The organism is Prevotella disiens (genome assembly GCF_900454955.1).
In the GTDB taxonomy this organism is placed as follows: Bacteria; Bacteroidota; Bacteroidia; order Bacteroidales; family Bacteroidaceae; genus Prevotella; species Prevotella disiens.
Window position 1 is genome coordinate 132,355 of sequence record NZ_UGTL01000002.1, and the last position, 19,785, is coordinate 152,139.

The 19,785-nt window shown below is 45.3% G+C and carries 12 protein-coding genes; 6 read left to right on the forward strand and 6 right to left on the reverse strand.

The window, feature by feature from the left end; all coding sequences use genetic code 11:
* Positions 1 to 9: 9 nt before the first annotated feature.
* Positions 10 to 2,364 carry an RHS repeat-associated core domain-containing protein gene (locus tag DYI03_RS13760; protein WP_244916358.1) on the reverse strand — a complete coding sequence of 785 codons (2,355 nt, stop codon included), beginning with the start codon at positions 2,362 to 2,364 and terminating at the stop codon, positions 10 to 12.
* Positions 2,333 to 3,520: an IS256 family transposase gene (locus DYI03_RS11065; RefSeq protein ID WP_021669758.1), complete on the reverse strand. Its 1,188-nt coding sequence runs from the start codon at positions 3,518 to 3,520 to the stop codon at positions 2,333 to 2,335. The genes DYI03_RS13760 and DYI03_RS11065 overlap by 32 nt, the downstream gene beginning before the upstream one ends.
* A gap of 86 nt (positions 3,521 to 3,606) precedes the next feature.
* Between DYI03_RS11065 and DYI03_RS13980 the strand changes: the two genes are divergently transcribed.
* A complete protein-coding gene (locus tag DYI03_RS13980) occupies positions 3,607 to 3,912 on the forward strand; it encodes a hypothetical protein (protein WP_373277510.1) in 306 nt (101 codons plus the stop codon).
* A 252-nt stretch (positions 3,913 to 4,164) separates the two neighbouring features.
* Here the strand turns inward: DYI03_RS13980 and DYI03_RS11075 are convergent, their stop codons facing one another.
* Positions 4,165 to 5,025: a helix-turn-helix domain-containing protein gene (locus tag DYI03_RS11075; protein ID WP_021669761.1), complete on the reverse strand. Its 861-nt coding sequence runs from the start codon at positions 5,023 to 5,025 to the stop codon at positions 4,165 to 4,167.
* A 273-nt stretch (positions 5,026 to 5,298) separates the two neighbouring features.
* Here DYI03_RS11075 and DYI03_RS13500 point away from each other — a divergent pair, with 273 nt between their 5' ends.
* The 3 genes from DYI03_RS13500 (at position 5,299) to DYI03_RS11080 (ending at position 11,808) form a co-directional block, all read left to right on the forward strand.
* The gene (locus DYI03_RS13500) at positions 5,299 to 5,457 is read left to right on the forward strand and encodes a hypothetical protein (RefSeq protein WP_159105342.1); all 159 of its coding nucleotides are present in this window, start codon (positions 5,299 to 5,301) and stop codon (positions 5,455 to 5,457) included.
* Positions 5,458 to 5,625: 168 nt separating this feature from the next.
* On the forward strand, positions 5,626 to 5,772 hold the full coding sequence (locus DYI03_RS13505) for a hypothetical protein (RefSeq protein ID WP_172462604.1): 147 nt from the start codon (positions 5,626 to 5,628) through the stop codon (positions 5,770 to 5,772).
* A 51-nt stretch (positions 5,773 to 5,823) separates the two neighbouring features.
* Positions 5,824 to 11,808 carry a T9SS type A sorting domain-containing protein gene (locus DYI03_RS11080; protein ID WP_244916359.1) on the forward strand — a complete coding sequence of 1,995 codons (5,985 nt, stop codon included), beginning with the start codon at positions 5,824 to 5,826 and terminating at the stop codon, positions 11,806 to 11,808.
* Positions 11,809 to 12,066: 258 nt separating this feature from the next.
* On the opposite strand, the gene DYI03_RS11090 is transcribed toward DYI03_RS11080, so the two are convergent.
* Positions 12,067 to 13,353: an IS1380 family transposase gene (locus DYI03_RS11090; RefSeq protein ID WP_115367883.1), complete on the reverse strand. Its 1,287-nt coding sequence runs from the start codon at positions 13,351 to 13,353 to the stop codon at positions 12,067 to 12,069.
* A gap of 891 nt (positions 13,354 to 14,244) precedes the next feature.
* Here DYI03_RS11090 and DYI03_RS11095 point away from each other — a divergent pair.
* Positions 14,245 to 15,159, forward strand: coding sequence for an IS982 family transposase (locus DYI03_RS11095; protein ID WP_115367997.1), 915 nt, complete (start codon positions 14,245 to 14,247; stop codon positions 15,157 to 15,159).
* 200 nt (positions 15,160 to 15,359) lie between these two features.
* Positions 15,360 to 15,635: a hypothetical protein gene (locus DYI03_RS11100; RefSeq protein ID WP_021669728.1), complete on the forward strand. Its 276-nt coding sequence runs from the start codon at positions 15,360 to 15,362 to the stop codon at positions 15,633 to 15,635.
* A 118-nt stretch (positions 15,636 to 15,753) separates the two neighbouring features.
* On the opposite strand, the gene DYI03_RS11105 is transcribed toward DYI03_RS11100, so the two are convergent.
* A complete protein-coding gene (locus tag DYI03_RS11105) occupies positions 15,754 to 17,967 on the reverse strand; it encodes a cytochrome c biogenesis protein CcsA (RefSeq protein ID WP_025064779.1) in 2,214 nt (737 codons plus the stop codon).
* Positions 17,968 to 18,094: 127 nt separating this feature from the next.
* The gene (locus DYI03_RS11110; protein ID WP_115367975.1) at positions 18,095 to 19,768 is read right to left on the reverse strand and encodes a di-heme oxidoredictase family protein; all 1,674 of its coding nucleotides are present in this window, start codon (positions 19,766 to 19,768) and stop codon (positions 18,095 to 18,097) included.
* Positions 19,769 to 19,785: the final 17 nt, after the last annotated feature.

Genomic DNA, 19,785 nt, shown 5'->3' on the forward strand with positions numbered 1-19,785 from the left:
TTAAAATAATTATTTATTTTCTCCTTCAGAGCCATTAACTGCTCCTGCCGTAGATTTTGATACAGACACGGCTCGTTGAGGTTTATTTAACCAATCTATTACTTTATTATAATTACGGTTCAAGAAACCCCTTGTCCTAGGAGAAAATTTCGCAAATACTTTATTAAAACTTGAGCTAAATTGTGCTGCATTTAGTTTATTGAAATTCTTCATAATAGAAGTTGCTTTTTTTCCAATAGTCCCCTTTGCCATCGTTCCTAATCCTCCTGTACCTTGAGTAGCTAATGTTGTAACAATAGATGTAGATGGATTATAATTGGGACTTCCATCCATATTATAAAATTGTACTTCGGCACCAGTTAAAGGATTTACAGAACCAGAACCTGCAAAATTTCCAAAGTCAAAAATCTGTGCTGTTAAGTAAATATCATTAACAGTTTCATAAACAACTTGACTAAAGAAGTTATCCGACTGTGCCCATCTTTCCATAAATGAAGGCTCATATTGCGAGAGATATTGATTATTATTAATGAGTGTGCTTCCATAAGGAGTTGTAAATTCACCTGGGATGAATTCACCTGTGTAACTATCTTTTATATCTCCTTCCAATGTCAAATCATAACTATAAGAGCCATTTGTTGCAAAAAGTCTTCCTGAGGGAAACAAATATTCCCAACCATCGCCATGAGTTTTATTCACATCTTCTTGGCTTCTTGCCATCGGATCATACATATATGTATGGTTATGACGAATCCAATCTTTTCCATTTGGATCTACAAATTTGATGGGATTACTTGTACTATACACATATCCACCAAGATTTGGATGTTTTTCCATTAGTGCATCTACCCCATACCAAATACTTGCAATAGGGTTCATATACCTCGCACCATAGTAGTATAGTCCCGTCTCTTGGTCGAGTTCCTTTCCATTAAACTTATACGGCATCTCTTCTGAGGATGTGTGCTCATCCACTAGCAATTCGCCATAGGGCAGGTAAGCATCAAACTGGGTGATGTTGGCGTCTTTGTCAGTGATGTAACTTGTGCTGCCGAGGTGGTCACTGTGATAGAAGAAGGTTTCCTCCTTCGTGGGGTCGTTTGGAATATAGCCATATCCAGCCTGCGGGTCATCAGGGTTGCTCGGGTCGTTCCAGCTTACAGGCGGACCGGGGTTGGTATTTGGTGTGGTGTTCGGCTTCGGAGTCTGTACCCAACCCTGTGGCACATCATGGTTGCCGAGTTCAGTGAGGACGGCATTATACCCTACACCAGTGTTCTCTGGATCACCATACGCACCCTTCTCTGTAGGTACACCAGGAGCAATGCCCTGCTGCTTATAGTATGACTCTTTCTGCTTCTGTATCTGATTCATGCGTTCAGCATAGTCCTGCTGACCAGCGGTTACATATGAGCCGTTACGCCCATAGACATTATTAAACAGACCTGTTCCTATCCTTGAGGCAACTCGTTTGTCACCAAGGAAGTAATGCTTTGTAAAGCGATTCTTATTAATGCTGATTATTGAGGCAGGATAAAGCGTGAAGTTGTCCGTCTCATGGAAAGTAATGCCCTGTGGTGCACCATTGATATACACACCTTCCATCGTACCGTAACTCTTCATGATGCGCTCACCAGCGGCGTTGTAAGTATAACGACTTATCTTACCGTTGTCAGAGAGAACCATCAGACGGTTGTCTTCATCCCAGTACATCTCACGAGTAGTGTTCGTAGAGTCGTTCGTTACCAGCGTAGGATTACCGTTGGCATCATACGTGTAATGATCGTGACCAATCTGCGTTGGAGCTGTCGGGTGGTTATTGTCCTCATACTTATAAGCAAAGTTATAAGACTTGGCAGTCGTCGTTGAGTCCACCTTTTGAACTTTTGTCAGTGGTTCACTCATCCGCCCGAACGACATCACCATATCATACGATGCACGCTTTGCCTTACCGCTTGCATGAATAAGGCGGTTCAGCTCGTCATACTCATACGTATACGAACTCCTTCCTCCTAACTTCGCCCTATTGAGTTTTGTAAGCGACGTTGGGTTGGCAGCATTCGTAATACCGAGGATATTATCCACAGCATCATAACGATACCTGTTTTCCATCACAGTCTGACCGTCCGCTGTAAGGTTCATCACCTGCAGACGTTCACGCTGCTTGTCGTAGGTATAGGTAGTCTCGGTACCGTTGCCGAGCTTCTGGTAAACGGTGTGCCCGTCCTTATCGTAGCCTATCCTTTCTACTATAACGCTCTGACGTCCCTGTTTATTGCTCGTAAGACGCTCAACCTGTCCGGCAGCGGTACTGTCCTTAAAAGTGTGTAAGCTATTCTTCTCTTTTATCCTTGTTATTTCCATTTTTCTTTATTTTCTCCCAACTTTTGAATTGGTATATTTTTCTTTTGTAAGCACTTTTAGTCTCCTCCATTGCTACGGACCCCAAGAGCAAGATGACCGCTTGTGCTGATGGCATAGATGTTCTCATGTTGATAGTCCTCTTATACTTTCTGTTGAGTCTTTCAATCCAATTTGTCGTGTATATACACCTTTGCACTTCTTTCGGGAAGTCCATATAGGTGAAGTATGCCATATTTCTTTCTGCCTTATATTTCTTAAGGGTTGGATACTTCTTTTCCCATCTGCCTACAAAAGTAAGAAAATGTTCGTATCCCCACAAGGAATCCCCACTGTTATCTTCCATACGGAAGACTTCTGAGAGTTCACTGGCGATGGAGGGTTTGTCCTTGTGGGCAACACTGTTGATAACCTGACGCTTGAGATGTGCCACACAGAACTGATGCGCAGCACAAGGGAAAGCGGCACAGACAGCGTTCTCTATGCCTGTTAGTGCATCAGAGATAACCAGGTCTATTTCCTTAACGCCTCTTTCTTTCAGAGTATCAAGTTCGTCCTTCCAGCATAGGGCGCCCTCGGTGGGATGATTCACCACGGAAAGCACCTCTCTGCTGCCGTCCTCAAGTACGCCCAATATCGTATAATAAGCTTCTTTTGACACTTGTCTGTCCCTACGAGTGGAGATGAAGGTTGCATCGATATAGACTGCCAGATAGTGAGAAGAAAGACCACGGCAAAGCCATTGCTCAACATCATCACGACAACTGTTTGCCAAATAGGAAACCTGTTGTTTGCTGTAGGAACGACCATAGACACACTCAGATATATCGCCTATCTGCTCTGTTGTGAGCCCCTTAGTATAAAGAAGATTGAACAGACGAGCGCGTTCCTCGCTCTCATTACGTATCAGGCCAAGAAGCACAGGATAAAAATTACCACTACGGCTACGGGGAATACGAAGAGAAAACTCAAAGCCATGACTATACCAGCGACGACTACGAAAGCCATTGCATTGTTCACCGGTGTTCTCATTGACGAATAATTCACGCTCGTGAAACATCAAGGAGTTCATAATTAAAGACTGAAGAGTAACAAAACCCTCACTACTGCTTGTGTAATTGGAAATAATTTCCGAAATTTGTAATTGTGTAAGTTCCATTTTTTATCTTATTTTATATCTAAATACAAAGATAATAGAAATATGGGCTTACACACTTTTATAGGACAGTATCGTTCAAAAATATTATTGTAGGAAACAATGGTGTAGGAAAATCCACACTGATGGAAGCTGTATCTCTTGCCTTAGGGTATGGTCTAAACAAGTTTGAGGTAACTCCACACATATTCAACATAGAAAGCATCCAAGAATATAAGGTAAATCATGTTTTGCCCGAAATATTGATAGAAGTGTATTTCACAGATGATAATCTTGGGGAATTGCCTGGAGGGAACAACTCTTTACATGAGCATAAGAGCGGCTTATACCTAAGAGTATGTTTTAATGAATCGTATTCAGAAATATACAATGAAAAGGTACGAATTTTATGTTAAATAACCAAAGATAAAACAATATAATTTATTGTATATCAAAATATTATAAATTATTCAGTAAACACTAATTATGAATTGTGAATTTTGAATTGAAAAAACTCCTCCGCTCGGCTTCGCCGAATCTTAGAATATCTGAAGAATATTTTTCAAGAACGAAAGGCTTATCGCAGAAAATATTCCCGTTTGCTGCGCAAACAATCTCAGAATATCACCTAACCCCACGCAACCTAATTTAGAATTTAGAATTTTGAATTACCCCGCGCAGCCCAATTTTGAATTTCTAACCTGTGCCGGTGTCTGCCCGCATCTTGACTTACAGAAAACCCGCATGTTCTGCACCGTAGAGAATTTTAGTTCGTCGGCAATCTCTTGTTCCGTGTGCGCCGTTTGGCGCAGCATATCCGTCAAACGTTTCATGCGATGCTTCGACTGCCACTCCAACGGCGTCTCTTTGAATACCTTGCGAAAGTGTCGGACAAACGAGGGGTAGCTCATGTTGAGTCTTGCTGCCATTTCTTTCACAGGGAGATAATCATCAGCCAACTTCATCACGTCATTGTAAAAACGCGCATTCGGATCGTAGATAGGAGCAATAAAGGGCAGCAAATCTTCTGGCCTGTAATAGGCTTGCAGCACCGCCGCTAACTCTTGTTGTTTCATGGCATGCACGTTACAGCACAGCAGCCCGTCGGTGATGTAGCCCGTCATTTGTCGCACAATGGCTTGTATCTCGGGTATCATAGACAACACCTTGCCCTGTTCTCCTACTTGTTCACCAAACCTTTGTAGCAAGTTAGAGTTCACGATGCGATGACAGAAATCCAGTCCGTCGCCCTGCACGTAGAGTCGCATGCATACCGTATCTTCCATGGCGGTGGCGTACGACTCATTTCCGAAAACGGCAGTTATCATCTCTCCGGCATTGACAACGGTTTCAACGTTCTTTTGATAGCATAACTTAATTTTCCCACTGATTACAAATATCATCACGGGTACGGGTAGAATGTCGCCCACACGATCACCACACATGCCGGTAATCAAAGCAAAACCCATGGCTTTAGAGCCAATATAGTTGGGACACTGGCGATGCTTGTTTAAATTGTAAAATTTCATGTGCTAAATGTTTGCAAATCTGTAGAATAAAAGAAAACAGACATTAGTTTTGCAAAGATAAGCAAATAATGGTTGTATAGAATGTAAATACATAAAATATTAACACTTACATTAAGTAATTAAATACTATTAACGTTTGTGGGGGGGGTAGATAGATATATTTATCGTTTTGATATTTTTTCGTGCATTTACTCCATTTGTAATGATTACTTTTGCATTGTTCAAAATACGAACTTTTTGCAACGATTTCGTTAAGCCAGACGAAGCATACAAATGAGTGAAGCGAAATTTGTACATGCTCGTGGCGAGAAATCGCACTTTGGAAAAGAACTATTAGGTGATGAATCGCTGTTGCCATTCCACCTTATTATATATAGTTCACAAATTATCGAAATTGAAACAGCCTTTGCGCTGATATGCAAAATAGAATGAAGGTAATGTAGGACGGAGAACCCCAAGTAAGACAGATACTTTGGATGAATGTTTGTCTATAACCATTTGTAAAAAAGAGAAGAATGTGCCAGCTATAGCTGGTAACAAAACATAGAACACTTATTTATTTATAAAAACAAAAAATTAAACATGGCAAAAAGAAATTATGTGAGTCCAGTTATCTTGCTTGTGCCCGGCGGGGGTCCAGGTGCAGGTCTGGGGGCGTTTAGCCAGTATGACCCTGACAAGCCTAAAACAAACAATGCAAAAGAAATGGAGTTTGACGACGAAGAGAACGACACAGGCTGGGAATAATAAACCCTATGTCGGCGATCGTAAGTAAACAGACGTATAGTAAATAAGAAAATGAAAAAAAATAACACAAACATGAAACATTTATTACCAGCAAGGTATCTGCTGACGATGCTCCTTGCGTGCTTCATGGCACTCGGGGTGCAGGCTCAAGAAGATACATCATTGAAGATTTATGTGTCTGCCAAGACGGGTAACGACTGGCGTAATGGCTCTTCGTGGAACAATGCATACAAAACCCTCACGCAAGCATTGAAAATAGCTGAGAGTAGTGCAAACACACAGGTCAAAATTTATTTGGCAGAGGGTGAGTATGACGTGAGTGATACGAAAGCGATTCAGTATAAAGATGGCAAAAAAAGAACCGCAGGCTTTTACACCTTGTCAAAAGAAGGACAGAAGCTGTGGCTCATGGGTGGATATCCCACGCCAGGCTCTCAAACGCTGCCTCAAGATACGTGTAACAGCAACCCTCAACGACATGTGACAAAATTCGTATCGAAGGATAAGATAACAACATCCGTATTCCGCACCAACAACCACAATCAGGGGTTGATTTTGCACGGCATCACGTTCGACTCTAAAAACTTTGTGGGTAGTCTCTCTGATGGTGCATTGATTACCTTTGACAACAATGGGTATGACAATCCATATTTTGAGATGATTGATTGTTCCATTAAATATTACAAGTCGTCATTCTGCGGAGCTATTTACTTCTTCGGTACGATGAAAAATCCCAAGATTAAGATAGAGCGTGTAGAGGTGTTACAAGGCGATCGCGTGGCTGCAACAGGTGGTGGCTTCTTGGTGTTCAACGAGCAAACTATATATAAGCCGACGAACATACAGATTGACATGAAATATGTTACGTTTCATGACATCAACCACTTGGGACCAGACCAGAAATATGCGGTGATTGGTGCGAGAAACTACCAACCATCCGATGGAAAAGACAATTCCTATGTCAATCTCGACCATGTGCAGGTGAACCGCAACCTTGGTGGTACGGCTGGACAGCAAATCACAACCATCTCTTTGCAAAGCTTCAAGAAAGTGAGTGTCACCAATTCTATCTTCCGCAATACCACATCAGGAATTGGTGGAGCTTTCAGAGTTCAGTCATGTCATGAGGTAGTGTTCAAGAATAACCAGTTCCACAAATGTACATCAGGTGACGCCGGTGGTGCTGTTTCTGTTCAGAGCGGAGGAAAAGCTGCCTACATCCCAACAGGAACTGGTCGCCGCACAATTACCTTCATCAACAATGAGTTCGAGGGCAATATTGCGACCAATGCTGGTGGTGCGCTTCAGATTCAAGATGAAGATGCATCAGCTCCGGTGGATGTAACAATAGACAACTGTAACTTCAAAGGCAATACATCGAAGAATCAAGGTGGTGCACTCTATATCGCAAACCAAGACGGCAATGTCAAGGTTACCAACACTGTGTTCTGTAACAACAGTGGTCTTAAATACGGTGGTGCCTTCCGTATAGCGAACAATGCAAAAAGCCTGTTGGTGGAAGGCTGTTATTTCGAGAACAACAGTTGCGATGCACAAGCCAATGCCTTGTCTATTGGTATACAGCAGGGCAAGTTCGACGTGAAAAACTGTATGTTCATCCACAACCAAACCACAAGTACCGTTGGTTCAGACAACGGTGGTGCTGTGAATGTGGAAAGTGGCTATGGTGATTTCACCAACTGTAAGTTTGTGGGCAACACAAGTACAAAACAAGGTGGTGCCGTATTCCTTGCTGGCTCTGCCTACAAGGTAACAAATGCTATCTTTAATTTTACCAACTGTCTGTTCGAAAGCAATAAAGCTAAAAACGGTGGTGCCATCGCACAGGTTGGCGCTAACTTCCCGGTATTTATCAACAATTGTATCTTCAAGCAAAACTCAGCCTCTGAATGGTCTGGCGGTGGTGCCATTTTTGTAAAAGGTTGCATTGGTACCGATGTGAAGAATAGTATTTTCAATGGCAACACTGCCAATGGTATGGGTGGTGCCATCTATAACTATAGCAATGCTTATCTGAAGTCAGCCAACAACCAATATTATGGCAACAAAGCAGTAGAGGGTGGTGCCATTCGTATCCTAGACGACGGAGGTGTCGATTGGTCAAGTGGCTTCTGGTCTACAAATGATGTATTCTATCAAAACCAAGCCACACTTGCGCTGAATGGCGGAAAGCAAGGTAAGAACAATGGTGTAGGAGGTGCTTTACACTTTTATATAGCACAACAAAGAAACTGCGAGATTGTCAATGCCAAGTTTGTGAATAACATCGCTGATGGTGATTATGGAGCAGACGGAAGCGGTGGTGCCATTTATGTTTATACACGTAGTGGAAAATTTGGACCTGGTGCAGAAGATGTCATCGACAAGTTGGATGGCTGTGTGTTCTATGGCAACCAAGGAATGAGTACCAGCAAAAAGCTGAGTGCTGCTGTTTGGGGTGCAGACATCGCTGTACCCAAAGGTACGAAGGGCTATAACCCCATCTCGATTTCCAACACGAAATTGCAATTGAATTTTAATTCCTATACTACCAATTTAAGGCTGAATGATAAGGGTGGCAATGCAGGTTACGCTACCGACCCTAAGGTTCCTACCGAGCCAAACGTAGCGACTGGACAGGGCTATACCTATCCCACCGATGCCGAGATAGGCGACAAAGGTCAAGGTGTGAAGGTAGACTGTAAGCCAATTGAACTTCGTCCAGAGGTTGACGTGCTGAAACCACATGCCGACATCATCACCAACGACAGTGACAAGCCAGGTGTGAGCAGTACATACGCATCCTACTGTGCCGGCAATACAGAATATTGGGCTAAGTTCCAGAGTATTGGTGGCGAAGGTCCGTTCACCTTTACCTACGATGTATGGAAACAGAAAGGACACAGCACCGAAAGGATTGTAGAAGGTGCCGTAGCGGAAACGCTAAAAGAAAGAGTTCCTATTGAAAAAGAAATTCCCAACTTGGAACCTGTTTACGATAAAGACGGAAATATCACCGGCTATGTACAGAACGGCACCAAGAAGGTAACGGTCGAGGAATTCCCAGACAATGTTACGATCAAGGGGGACAAACTCTTCCCTTCTAACAAGGTTGAAGAGGGGTATCTCTACACCATCATCGTGAAGAGCATGACTGATGGTGACAAGAATGAGTATATATACGATTGCGTGGGTGCCTATGACGAGACACGCCAGTACGCACAAAGCACCGGTGCACAGATATTCTTCAAGCAATGTGTTGTGGCTCCCGGCGATCTCGATTGGGACGATGACGGTATCAAGAACGAGGTGGAGTGTGCGGACATTGCCGAGCCCAACCTCACACCGCTGGTTGACAAAAACGGCTTGGGTGAAAGCAAGTGGATACGTTATAGAGATAATGTGAAGACTCAGCAACTCTTCGCTAATATAGTGAAGGATGAGAACTATCTCAATCCTAATCCTAAGCCTGGTAGGGTACTTACCTTGTTGCCTTCTGTGATTGGTGCACAAGCTGCAACGGGTGACGAGACTTATACCGTAGACCTCTCCGATAAGTTTGGATACGAAGCTGGTACGGGTAGAGTAGTTGTAACGGTTCAAAACTACTCATTGGATAGAGGTTACTTTAGAACAAATAGCGACAGAACTGTCACCACTTGGGAAATTGGAGGAACCATGCATCCGTATGTGCTGATGCAGAGCACACCAGTTTCACAGTTCCACCAGGACAACCAGTTTGGCATCAACGTTCTCACCAATGAGCATGCGTTGTCGCAGACCGAGTTGTACACCAAAATGGACGATGACCGCTACACCGTCTACGAGGATCAAGGCACCAAGAAAGTGCTGATAAATAACAAGGATGTGAATCTTACTAATATGGTAGCACTGTCGTACCTGAACACCGATCCCGGCAAGAAGTACTTTGCGTTTACACAGACTCCTGACAAAACAGGTATTGTGAACACCTTGGTAACCATCATGTTGCCTTGCGATGATGACATGGACGGTATTCCTAACTACTTTGACCTTGATAGCGACGAAGACGGCTGTCCTGATGCAATAGAGGGTGATGGCGACATCACTGAGGACATGGTTGAAGGCGGTGTCATCAAGGGTAAAGTAGATAAAAACGGTATTCCTGTGGCTGCCAATGGCGGACAGGGAGCTGGTTCTGCTTACGACCCAGAAGAGAATGCCTGCGGCAACAACTATTGGATTGGTGGCGTGGACAACGACTTCAATAACAAGAACAACTGGACCAACGATGTTCCTAAGGACGGGCAAAGCATCATCTTTGCCAATAACCAGAAAGACATCAAGGGTGAGAAGAAGGTGGCAGAGCGCGACCTGTACTTGCCTGCTGGTAAGTTTATCTCTGCAAACAAGTTGGTGAACAACGCTCCGAACGAGAAGTTTGAGAAAGGTGCCACTACCAAGACCGTTGGTCACCCAGCTGTGGTTGTTCCCGCTGACGGTGGTTTGACCGTGAAGAGCGTGGAGGGCTTCACCACAGACGGTGACAAGGACAAGCTTGTGATGAAGACATCAACCGACGGTAAGAAGGTGGGTACGTTCATCTTGAACAACACTGACCCATGCGCCTCTACCGTATATGCTACTATTGAATTCAAGCCATTGGGTACGTATGTAAAACGTCGTACTGCCGTGGATGACAAGGATCAGACTTCGCCAGACTACAACAAGACGGTATGGAATGAGTTTGACTGGCAGTTTATAGGATTGCCTGTTAAAACGACCAAGAAGCAGACACGCTCTAAGGATCTTTATATCCGTGCTTACAGTGAGAAACTGAATGACCCTAATCACTATTACCGCAAATGGACAGACGTTCCTAAGGGTAGCGAGATGAAGGCATTCGTAGGCTATGAGGTGGCTCCAATAACCGATACAGGTAAGGGTGTACAAAAGATTCAAGGACAACTGAACCTCTGCGAGCAAACTATTGAGCTGACACGTCAGGCAGCTGTCGTTACTGCTTCTACGGCAGAAGGCGATGATGCCAAGCGTTACGGATTGGGTTACAACATTGTGGGTAACTCGTTCATGGCTGGTGTGCCAATCAAGGACATCACGTTAGAATCTGGTAAAGATGGTGTGGACATGGACAACACGGTTTACATCTACACCACCGGTAGCTGGGAAGACTGGAAGAATGCTTATGGCAACTCAGTGAAAGCCAAGGGTGGCTACGAGGCAGTGCCTATTGGTGTGGCTGGAGAGAATGGTATGACCCAGACCCTTGCACCTATGCAGGGCTTCATGGTGAAATACAAGAATCCTACCTTTAGCACTACTCCGGGCAAACTCACCATTCCTTATCAAGGCCTTGTGAAAGAAGGTGGCGAACTTTGCGCCAAGCCTTTCTACATGGAGTCTGACTATTGCAATGGTGGTATCGCTGTGAAGCTGGACAACGAGCAAGTGTACGACAAGTTCACCATATTGCAGCGCCAAAACGCTACGACTGCTTACGACAACGGATTGGATGGCGAGAAACTCAATATGGGTGAGCCTTCGGTCTTCGGAACAACCACCGATGCCAAGAATGTGCAGGTGATGACCGTGCCGAGTGTCGTTGGAAGTGCTTTCAATGTGGAAGTTAGTAAGGGCAAAACCTACAACATGGAACTTACGGCTATGGATCTGGATTATCAGAACTTGAAGTTGGTAGACTTGAAGAACAAGACGGTTACTCCGTTTGTTGACGACAAGGCCAAGTACTTCTTCACTGGTGAGGTGGATGGCGTACAAGCAAACCGCTTCGTATTCGTGGACACTCCTGAGACGGATTTCGCCAAGATTATTGGTTCTATAGCCGGTATTGAGGGAATGACGACTACCCTGACCAAGGGTCAAGCTGAGGTTTACAACCTCTCCGGCGTCAAGATGGGCACCTTTAGCCTGCCGCTCGACGCAGAGAAGCTGAAGGGACGTGTTCCCGCAGGTGTTTACCTCATCAAGGCCACCGACGGAACCAACGTTCAGACCTCTAAGATTGTCATCGACTAAACTCGATTGAATAATCATCAATAACAATATTCCCGCAGGTTTTCGAGAAGAAGGCCTGCGGGTTTTTTAATTCAAAATTCACAATTACCTCAAATCCGCAACTTAACTTTTCAACGTCCTTCTTGCGTGTACACATCCTCTCATTACTGAATTTGCAGATAATTAGAACTGAAATCCCCCACTTCAGCCTACAACATCCCCTTACCCCACAATGCGACTTGAGGCAATACGCAGTATCATACCCATAAATTGTAGGCGTTATCCAAAATCTGTCTGGAACACATCCGCGTAAGCATTGTTACAAGTATAGATATTCAGCACATACTGCCTTGATGTCCTGATCCACTTTGCTGGTACAGAGACAAACCTGAAGACAAGCGCTTTTATGCGGCTTGTTGTATTGAGTCCGAACCTCTTTACATCAAGTCTTTGGATAATGGCCTTGTAGAAGTTACGGATAAGTGCTGTAAGAAGAAGGAACACGGTGTTCTCTGCCATGAAGGATTTGGGCAATCGGTCCCATCCGAAACCATTGTTCATATCATCGAAGATACGTTCCTTTCCCCCTCGAAGGTTATAGAACTCGACAATCTCTCTTACGGAAGATACATAGTCGTTAGTCAGGATACAACGGTATGTGTATTCTCCTTCCCAGAGATCCAATACACCATCCAACCGTTTCTGTCTTTGAATCACAAGTCGGTATGCTTTACCCTTCCACTTTTCAATAAGGATAGAGTTCAATTCGAACTCAATGCCATTGATTTCCTCAGTTTTCCAACCTCTGAGAGCAAAGATTTCATTGTAGAGCGAACTGCAGCGGTTTGCGCGGATATAGAAGGATTTGCAGTGTTCCTCTACTTCTTCTACGATTTCCTCGGAACATGATCCACAGTCAGCTCTGAAACGATTGATAGTAAGGCCGTTCTGTTCAAATCTCTCAAAGAACCTCTTCAGCGTGTCCTTCTGATGAAAACGAACATTTGTGTTGCCATCGCTATTCTCAATGCCAACGATTAAGTCGCCAATAACCGCCACGCCAGGGCGATAACCAGGGAACTTCTTGTATGTAGGCTTTGCATCATACTTCTCTGTCTCTATGAACTGATGGTCGAAATCAACATCATACATCTCGTCCTCTTTCAGTTGGCCAGATGCAAACATACAATTGAGCAGTAAAGTATTGAGAGTGTCAGCCGTGTTGAAATCGTAGGTCTTGCCCATATCTGATGTGTATGAAATGTTTTCTTGCGTCAGCTCCTTTATCGCTCTGAGGATAGTATCAGAGCTACAAGTTCGAAGTGTCGGATGAAGCGAGAGATGGCTCATCAAATGAGTAGTGACATCCTCAACACATGAGCCACCACAGAAGTAGATACTCATGAGTGAACGGATGATTTCGCTGTACTGATAACCGAATGATCTACACCTTAGACCGAGGGTCGAGTCGATTACAGATGACAATGTGGAGTCAAATTGCTCCATGATTGAAAATATTCCTCCAAAAGGAGTGAGTTTATCGGATTTAATATGTATTTTTGCCATGCCATATCAGAGTTTTGCTTGCTTGTTTTGCAACACTAAGATAAGTGAATTCTTTGACATGGCAAAATCCTGGGCAACTTTTTGTTGCTCAGGTACTTAAAAAGTTTAAGTTATAATAGTGTTGCGGAATTAAGGAATTAACCTTATTTCCGCAAACAATTTCCTTGTTTGTCTCAAAACTTGTTTGCGTCTCATTTAACCCTACGAGAAAGGTCGATTTGTCATTTTTTGCTCAACTTACCACAAATAAGTTCTTTTTTTAGAGTACAAAATAGCTGCTTTCTGGCAAGTTATGATACTTTGTAGGGGCGTGATTTTTTCGCTTTGCTCAACAACTCGTATCACGTTCCTAATACACTAAAATTTGCGGAGAGGAACGTGATAAATCACGCCCCTACAAAGTATCATTGCTCGAAAGATTCTATTTCTCGCCACGAGCATGTTTAAATTTCGTTTCACTCATTTGCATGCTTCGTGTGGTTTAACGAAATCGTTCTTTTTCAAAGTGCGATTTCTCGCCACGAGCATGTTCAAATTTCGTTTCACTCATTTGTATGCTTCGTCTGGCTTAACGAAATCGTTGGTTTAATTTCTCATCCTTATTGAACTTATAGGCGTGCTTGGATTTATCACAAGTGTAAACCATATTTGCTTCCTTAAGTTCTTTTAAACCAATAGAAAAATTCCTCTGAAATAATGGTTGATATGCTTTTATTTTCAAAACCTATTGTTTTGAGCTCCAAAATAGCCTATTTTGAATGCCAAAACAATAGGTTTTAAAATTCACTTACCCCAGTTCGGGATAAGAAATAGTTCATAAACAAGTTGGTAGCCTCACAAATATTTTGTATCTTTATAGGTGAAAATCAATTAGTTACAAAAATGTTTGATATGACTGCCGATTACAAAGTTACAGAATTATTTTGTATAATAGACGAGTTTTGCAAACATTTTGATGCAGAAAATGCAGGAAATCTACTTGAAGACAATAGCGTAGTCAAGCGTAGACGTCGCCAAGCGTCGTTGTCCGACAGTGAAATCATGACCATTTTGTTGTATTTTCATTTTGGTACATTCCGCAATTTCAAGCATTACTATCTGTTCTTCGTCAAGGGTACGATGAAGTCTTATTTTCCGAAAGCCGTGTCGTACAACCGCTTTGTGGAGTTGGAAAGCCGCGTATTCTTCCAGCTCATGTTCTTCCTTAATCTGAGAGCTTTCGGAAGATGTACCGGCATAACATTCGTTGATTCCACGATGATACCCGTATGCCATAATCTCAGGAGATATGCCAATAAGGTATTCAAGGGAATTGCCACTGACGGAAAAGGAACAATGGGTTGGTGCCATGGCTTTAAGCTCCACCTTGCGTGCAATGACAGAGGCGAGATAATAGCCTTTGTCCTTACAGGCGCAAATGTCAGCGACAAGGATCCGAATGTGTTCAAGGTTCTCGCTAAACGACTGTACGGCAAGCTGTTCGCTGATAAAGGCTATATTTCGCAGAAGCTGTTTGACTTCCTCTTTGAGGATGGAATACAACTGATAACTGGGTTGCGCGTAAACATGAAAAACAAGCTGATGCCATTCTATGACAGAATGATGCTGCGCAAGAGATACATCATCGAAACAATCAACGATATGCTGAAGAATACGGCACAGATTGTACACTCACGCCATAGATCTGTAAGCAACTTTATCATGAACCTTATTTCAGCATTGGGAGCATATTGCTTCTTCGACAACAAGCCAAAGGCATTGCAGGGATACTGCATCGAAGACACCAAACAGCTGTCACTATTCTAAGGGCAAAACAATTTCTTTCAGCCTTCTGTTATTACCCACTCCTAATGGTATGGGGAGGAGGTGTATTCACGCTGCATTTATATCATATTAGACACTCAGTTATCCCGAAGTGGGGTAATTTATAATAGTGTTACGGAATTAAGGTTTATAAAATATTTTGCTATATTTGTGCTATAATCGAAACCTTAAACTGTAAATTTATGAAGAAATGTTATAAAAGTAGAGCTTTGCTTGTCAGAGAAGTAAAGTCTGATACGGGACGTGGCGCTGCCTTTACAACAGGCAAGAATACCGTTGTATGTGTTATTGCCTGTCTGCTGTGGACAGGCTACACCATGGGTCGCAGTTTGCAGCCGCCGCATAAGACCAGTCTGAAAACCGCTGTTTGCTTAAAGAACAATTCGTTGAAGGAAGACAAAGAATGGAAATATACGCCGGAGATAGACATCTACGGAGAGGTGTTTAACTGTATCTGAGGTTCATATAACATGATGGTAGGAATCCTTAACGTCAAGAAGATAAAGGCGGAAGGAAACGCAGACTGATGAAGCGTGCAGCCAGCGTTTCCTTTTTATGTTAATGACCGATTTGGGTTTATGCATAAGAGTGCATGCCGCTGAGGAAATAGTTCACTCCGAAGTACGTCATCAGTACGCTGAGGAATGCCAACAGCATGTAGATGTGGATGTGGAGCGGCTTGCGCAGCCATTTCAGGTCGCTGTGGAGAGGGGCAGAGTAGATGAGCATCGTGATGAGAGCCCATGTCTCTTTGGAGTCCCAGCTCCAGTATCGCCCCCAGCTGACGTTTGCCCATACGGCTCCGATGAAGATGCCGATGGCAATGAGCGCCACGGCTGGATAGAGCAGAAACTGCGAGAGGGCGGCAAGGCGGCTTTCCTGTTCCATCTCCCTGCGGTAGTGGGCGGCGATGCCCTGTATGGCGATGAGTGCCATAAGACCGAAAAAGGCGTAGGAGAACATTATTACCATAACATGAACGGAGAGCAGAGGCGACTGCAGCACGGGCATGAGCTGTGTGACTTGCGGATTGCTGTCGGTTATCATTGCCACGAGCAGGGCGAACGACGATAGCAACGGTCCGAACTGCCTGATGGGCAGGAAGCGCTTCTGCATGAGGAGAGTGACGATGAGCGTTGCCCACGCCATGAACTGCATCGTTTCGTAGCCGTTTGACATAGGCAGATGGCTGGAGACGTACCAGCGCAGGGCGAGCAGCAGAGTGGTGTGGACGAGCATTACCCAGATGAGTGCGCTGCCGATGGTTGAGGCTACTTTGCGCTTCTTATTGTTGAGGCTGACCGTAGAGACTATGGCGAGCAGAAGCGAGATAGTGAGGTAGAGTATGACGGGAAAGTGATGTGCGTTTATCCTGTTGTAGAGGATTTCCGTTAGAATGCGGAACTTGGTGGGTACGACAGACTTTGCCCTTACGTGCTGGTAGCTGTATATCTTCTTTGCTATTTCTTCGGCACGGGTTTTGTCGCCAGTTATGATGCTTTCGGCAAGATAGTCCATCGACTTTTTGATGAACGTCAGTTCCTTTTCGTCGAGCGAAATGTTGCCGAGCGGCTCGCCGGGAGCAAACCATTGCATGTTGCCACGACGGTCGGTGTATGGGAACATCTTCAGCATCTCTCCGCCATAGAGCATGCGGATGATGTTGAACTTCTCGTCAGCGTCGCGCAGCTGCTTCTGCAGTTTTGTGTCGCCCTTCTTGTATGCTTCCTTCAGAGGGGCATCGAGCTTATAGTTGTTGTATGAGTCCCAAAAGTCAGAGAAAGAAGCCCATTTTCCGCTGATGCCGAGCAGCTCCTGCGCTTTTGAGTCTTTTACCTCTATCATCTTTACCGTTTCCCAATAAGGCACGTCGAATATCCATCCAGCAAAGACCTGAGTGGAGGAAAGCCCGTCCCAGGTGGACTTGCCACAAAGCTTGGTGACGAAGCTTGTGGCAACGGTGTTGAGTGGAGTTATCCTGCTGTTGTAGAGCACGCAGATTCTGCCCAGGTCGTCGGCGATGTTGCTGTCAATCTTTACCCTTTCCTGTGCGCTGGCAGAAGGAACGAGGGCTGGGGCGGTGAGGAGCAGAAGAGGCAGGAGTGCCTTTGAGCCTTGCTGCGAAAGGGCTTTGCGGTAGAGAGAACGTATTCTTGTACGCTTGCTGAACATGGCGGCGATGAGCGAAATGAAGAGCATGGCGTAACCGCAGTATGTTATGGCTATGCCCCAAGGGTCGTGATAGAGGATGAGCGTGGTGCCCTGCATGTCGCTGTCGTAACCCGACTGTATGAAGCGGTAGTCTTGGTAGCTACCGATGTTGTTCATCGACACCTTGATGTCGTGACTGTCGGCAGAGAGAGTGGTAACGTAGTCCATCGGAGCGTCGGTGCCAGGATAAGTGACTACGCAGAAGTCTTTGAGCGCCACCTTGAAGCCGAGTTCCTCTGGTTCTCCCTCCGAGTTCTTCATCAGGTTTGTTGATTCGCCATGGCGCAGATGGATATTGCCGCTTTCGGACATGTTCCATGAGGCAAAGGCTCCAAGGAGAATCACCAGGAATGAGGCGTGGATGAGGAATACGATGGGGGTTCTGTGCAGTTTGCGGAGCACGATGTAGCATGTGGCTGCCACAGCAAGAACTGCCCACAGAAGTATGAACCACAGGGAACTGTAGATATTCTGGCGTACAAAGGGTGTGCCTTTGCTGCTTTCGATAATTGTTGTGGCAATGAGAACGAGGATTATCGCTGTCGCCACGATTAGAATCAGATTCTTTAGATGTTTCATTGGTGTGTGGTCAAAGAAAAGCCACACGCCACCTTATTGTATATAATGGGTAGTGTGCGGTTGGATTTATGAGCGTTTCACCGCCTGGGTGATGGTAAAGACGCTCATATTTGTATTAAAGTGTTTGTTAAATCGACTCAACGAAGAATATGATGTTGTCACGGTCGGTCTTTGAGAGGTTGCGGAACTTCTCGATGGTGTAGCGAGCATCACTCTTGGCGTTGCCGTGCCACATAATAGCCTCTATGGTGTTGCGTGCACGGCAGTCGTGGAGACGGTCTTCGGCACCGGTACAGAGTTTAGACAGTCCGCGACCCCAGAGAGGAGTGGTGCGGCACCAGCCAGTGCGGATGTTGTTCTCCATGAAGAGACGGTGCTGCACGAAGTCGGTGTATGGCCATATCTTCTGGTGAGGATAGCGTGGCATGTCGTCGTTTTTGAAGATGCCGTTAGGGTCCTGGATGTTGTCGTTGGCGGTGGTCCATGACGGACGGTGGCAGTTGGCGCATCCGATTTCCTTGAAGAGCTTCATGCCCTGCTTGAAGCGGTCGGTACCCGTGTTGCGGGCTGCAGGGACGGCAAGTCCGCGGTGCCATATCATGAAGTTCTTGTACTGTTGGTTTGACATTTCCGCATCGAGATCCTTGGCCATCAGGTAGTTGTAGATGTTCTGCTTCACGTCGTCTGTGTGCCACGTAGGATGAGCGTTGTTCGGGTCAATCTGCTTGATGTATTCCGGAAAGCCAGCCTGAACGTCAGGGTCTTCCATAGACGACTTGGCATAGATGGTACCGTCGAGGCTCAAGTAGTGGTAGCGGCGGTCGGGACGGGTCACGTTCGTGATGTTCCAGATGGCGTTTGCTCCGGGGCCGTCGAGGATAGGTCCGCGGCTTATGGCGTAGGTGTAGCGACGGACATACTGCTTCTTGTCGCCGGCTTTGTTCACGTAGTAGCTGACCCACTTGTTGTCAGCCTGGCTCCAGTAGGCAGGGTTTAGGGCGTTGGTCTTGCCTACGGAGTTGAAGTATTCGCTCTGTCGCTTCCATTCTGCTGTGATGGAGTCGTCGGGGATGGCATCGGTAAGTCCGGTGCCGTAGATTCCGATGGTAGATTCCAGGCGTACGCCGATTTCACTTGCCACCTGGTCGGCAGGGATAACCACATACTGTCCGTTGCGTTTCACCGTCACGGGAGAGTAGTATGCGTCGGCTGGGATGGTAACTTCAGGATAGATGAGCGAGTAGGTCTCGCCATCGGGGAACTTGTTGCCCCATTCGTCTGTATAGTTCTTCCATTCAATATTGATCTTGCTCTCGTCAATCTGAGGCTTGAACGGCTTTACAGCCTTGGTCTGCGGCATTCCGGCTACGGAATAGATATAGGCATTGGTCTTCTTGTCGTAGACTACGAGCAGGTAGCCGTTGCCGTCCTGATCGGCACGATAGGCTGTTTGACGCTTACCGTGGCCATAGTTGGGATGGCAGTAGAGGCAGCCGCGGCGCACGTAGACAGGACCGAGTCCAGCGAAGGCGTCGTTGGACGTGTTGTAGTCTTTCTCGAAGAGCGACTCGCCAATCTGGAAGTTCAGCGACAGACCAGCGTCCTCAACAGCCTGGGTAGCCTGGCGGTAGGCGTAGGCAGACTGGATGCTTGTCGTGCCGAGTTTTCCTCCGGCATAGTACCAATCGCTGGCTTTACCGTAGATGGCTTCCGGCAGATTGGTGTCGAGCTTGTCGTCATCGGTGCAGGCTGTTAATGCCAATACCGAGAACAACGCAGGAACTAAATAGATCTGTTTCATAATGTTGTTTATTGTTA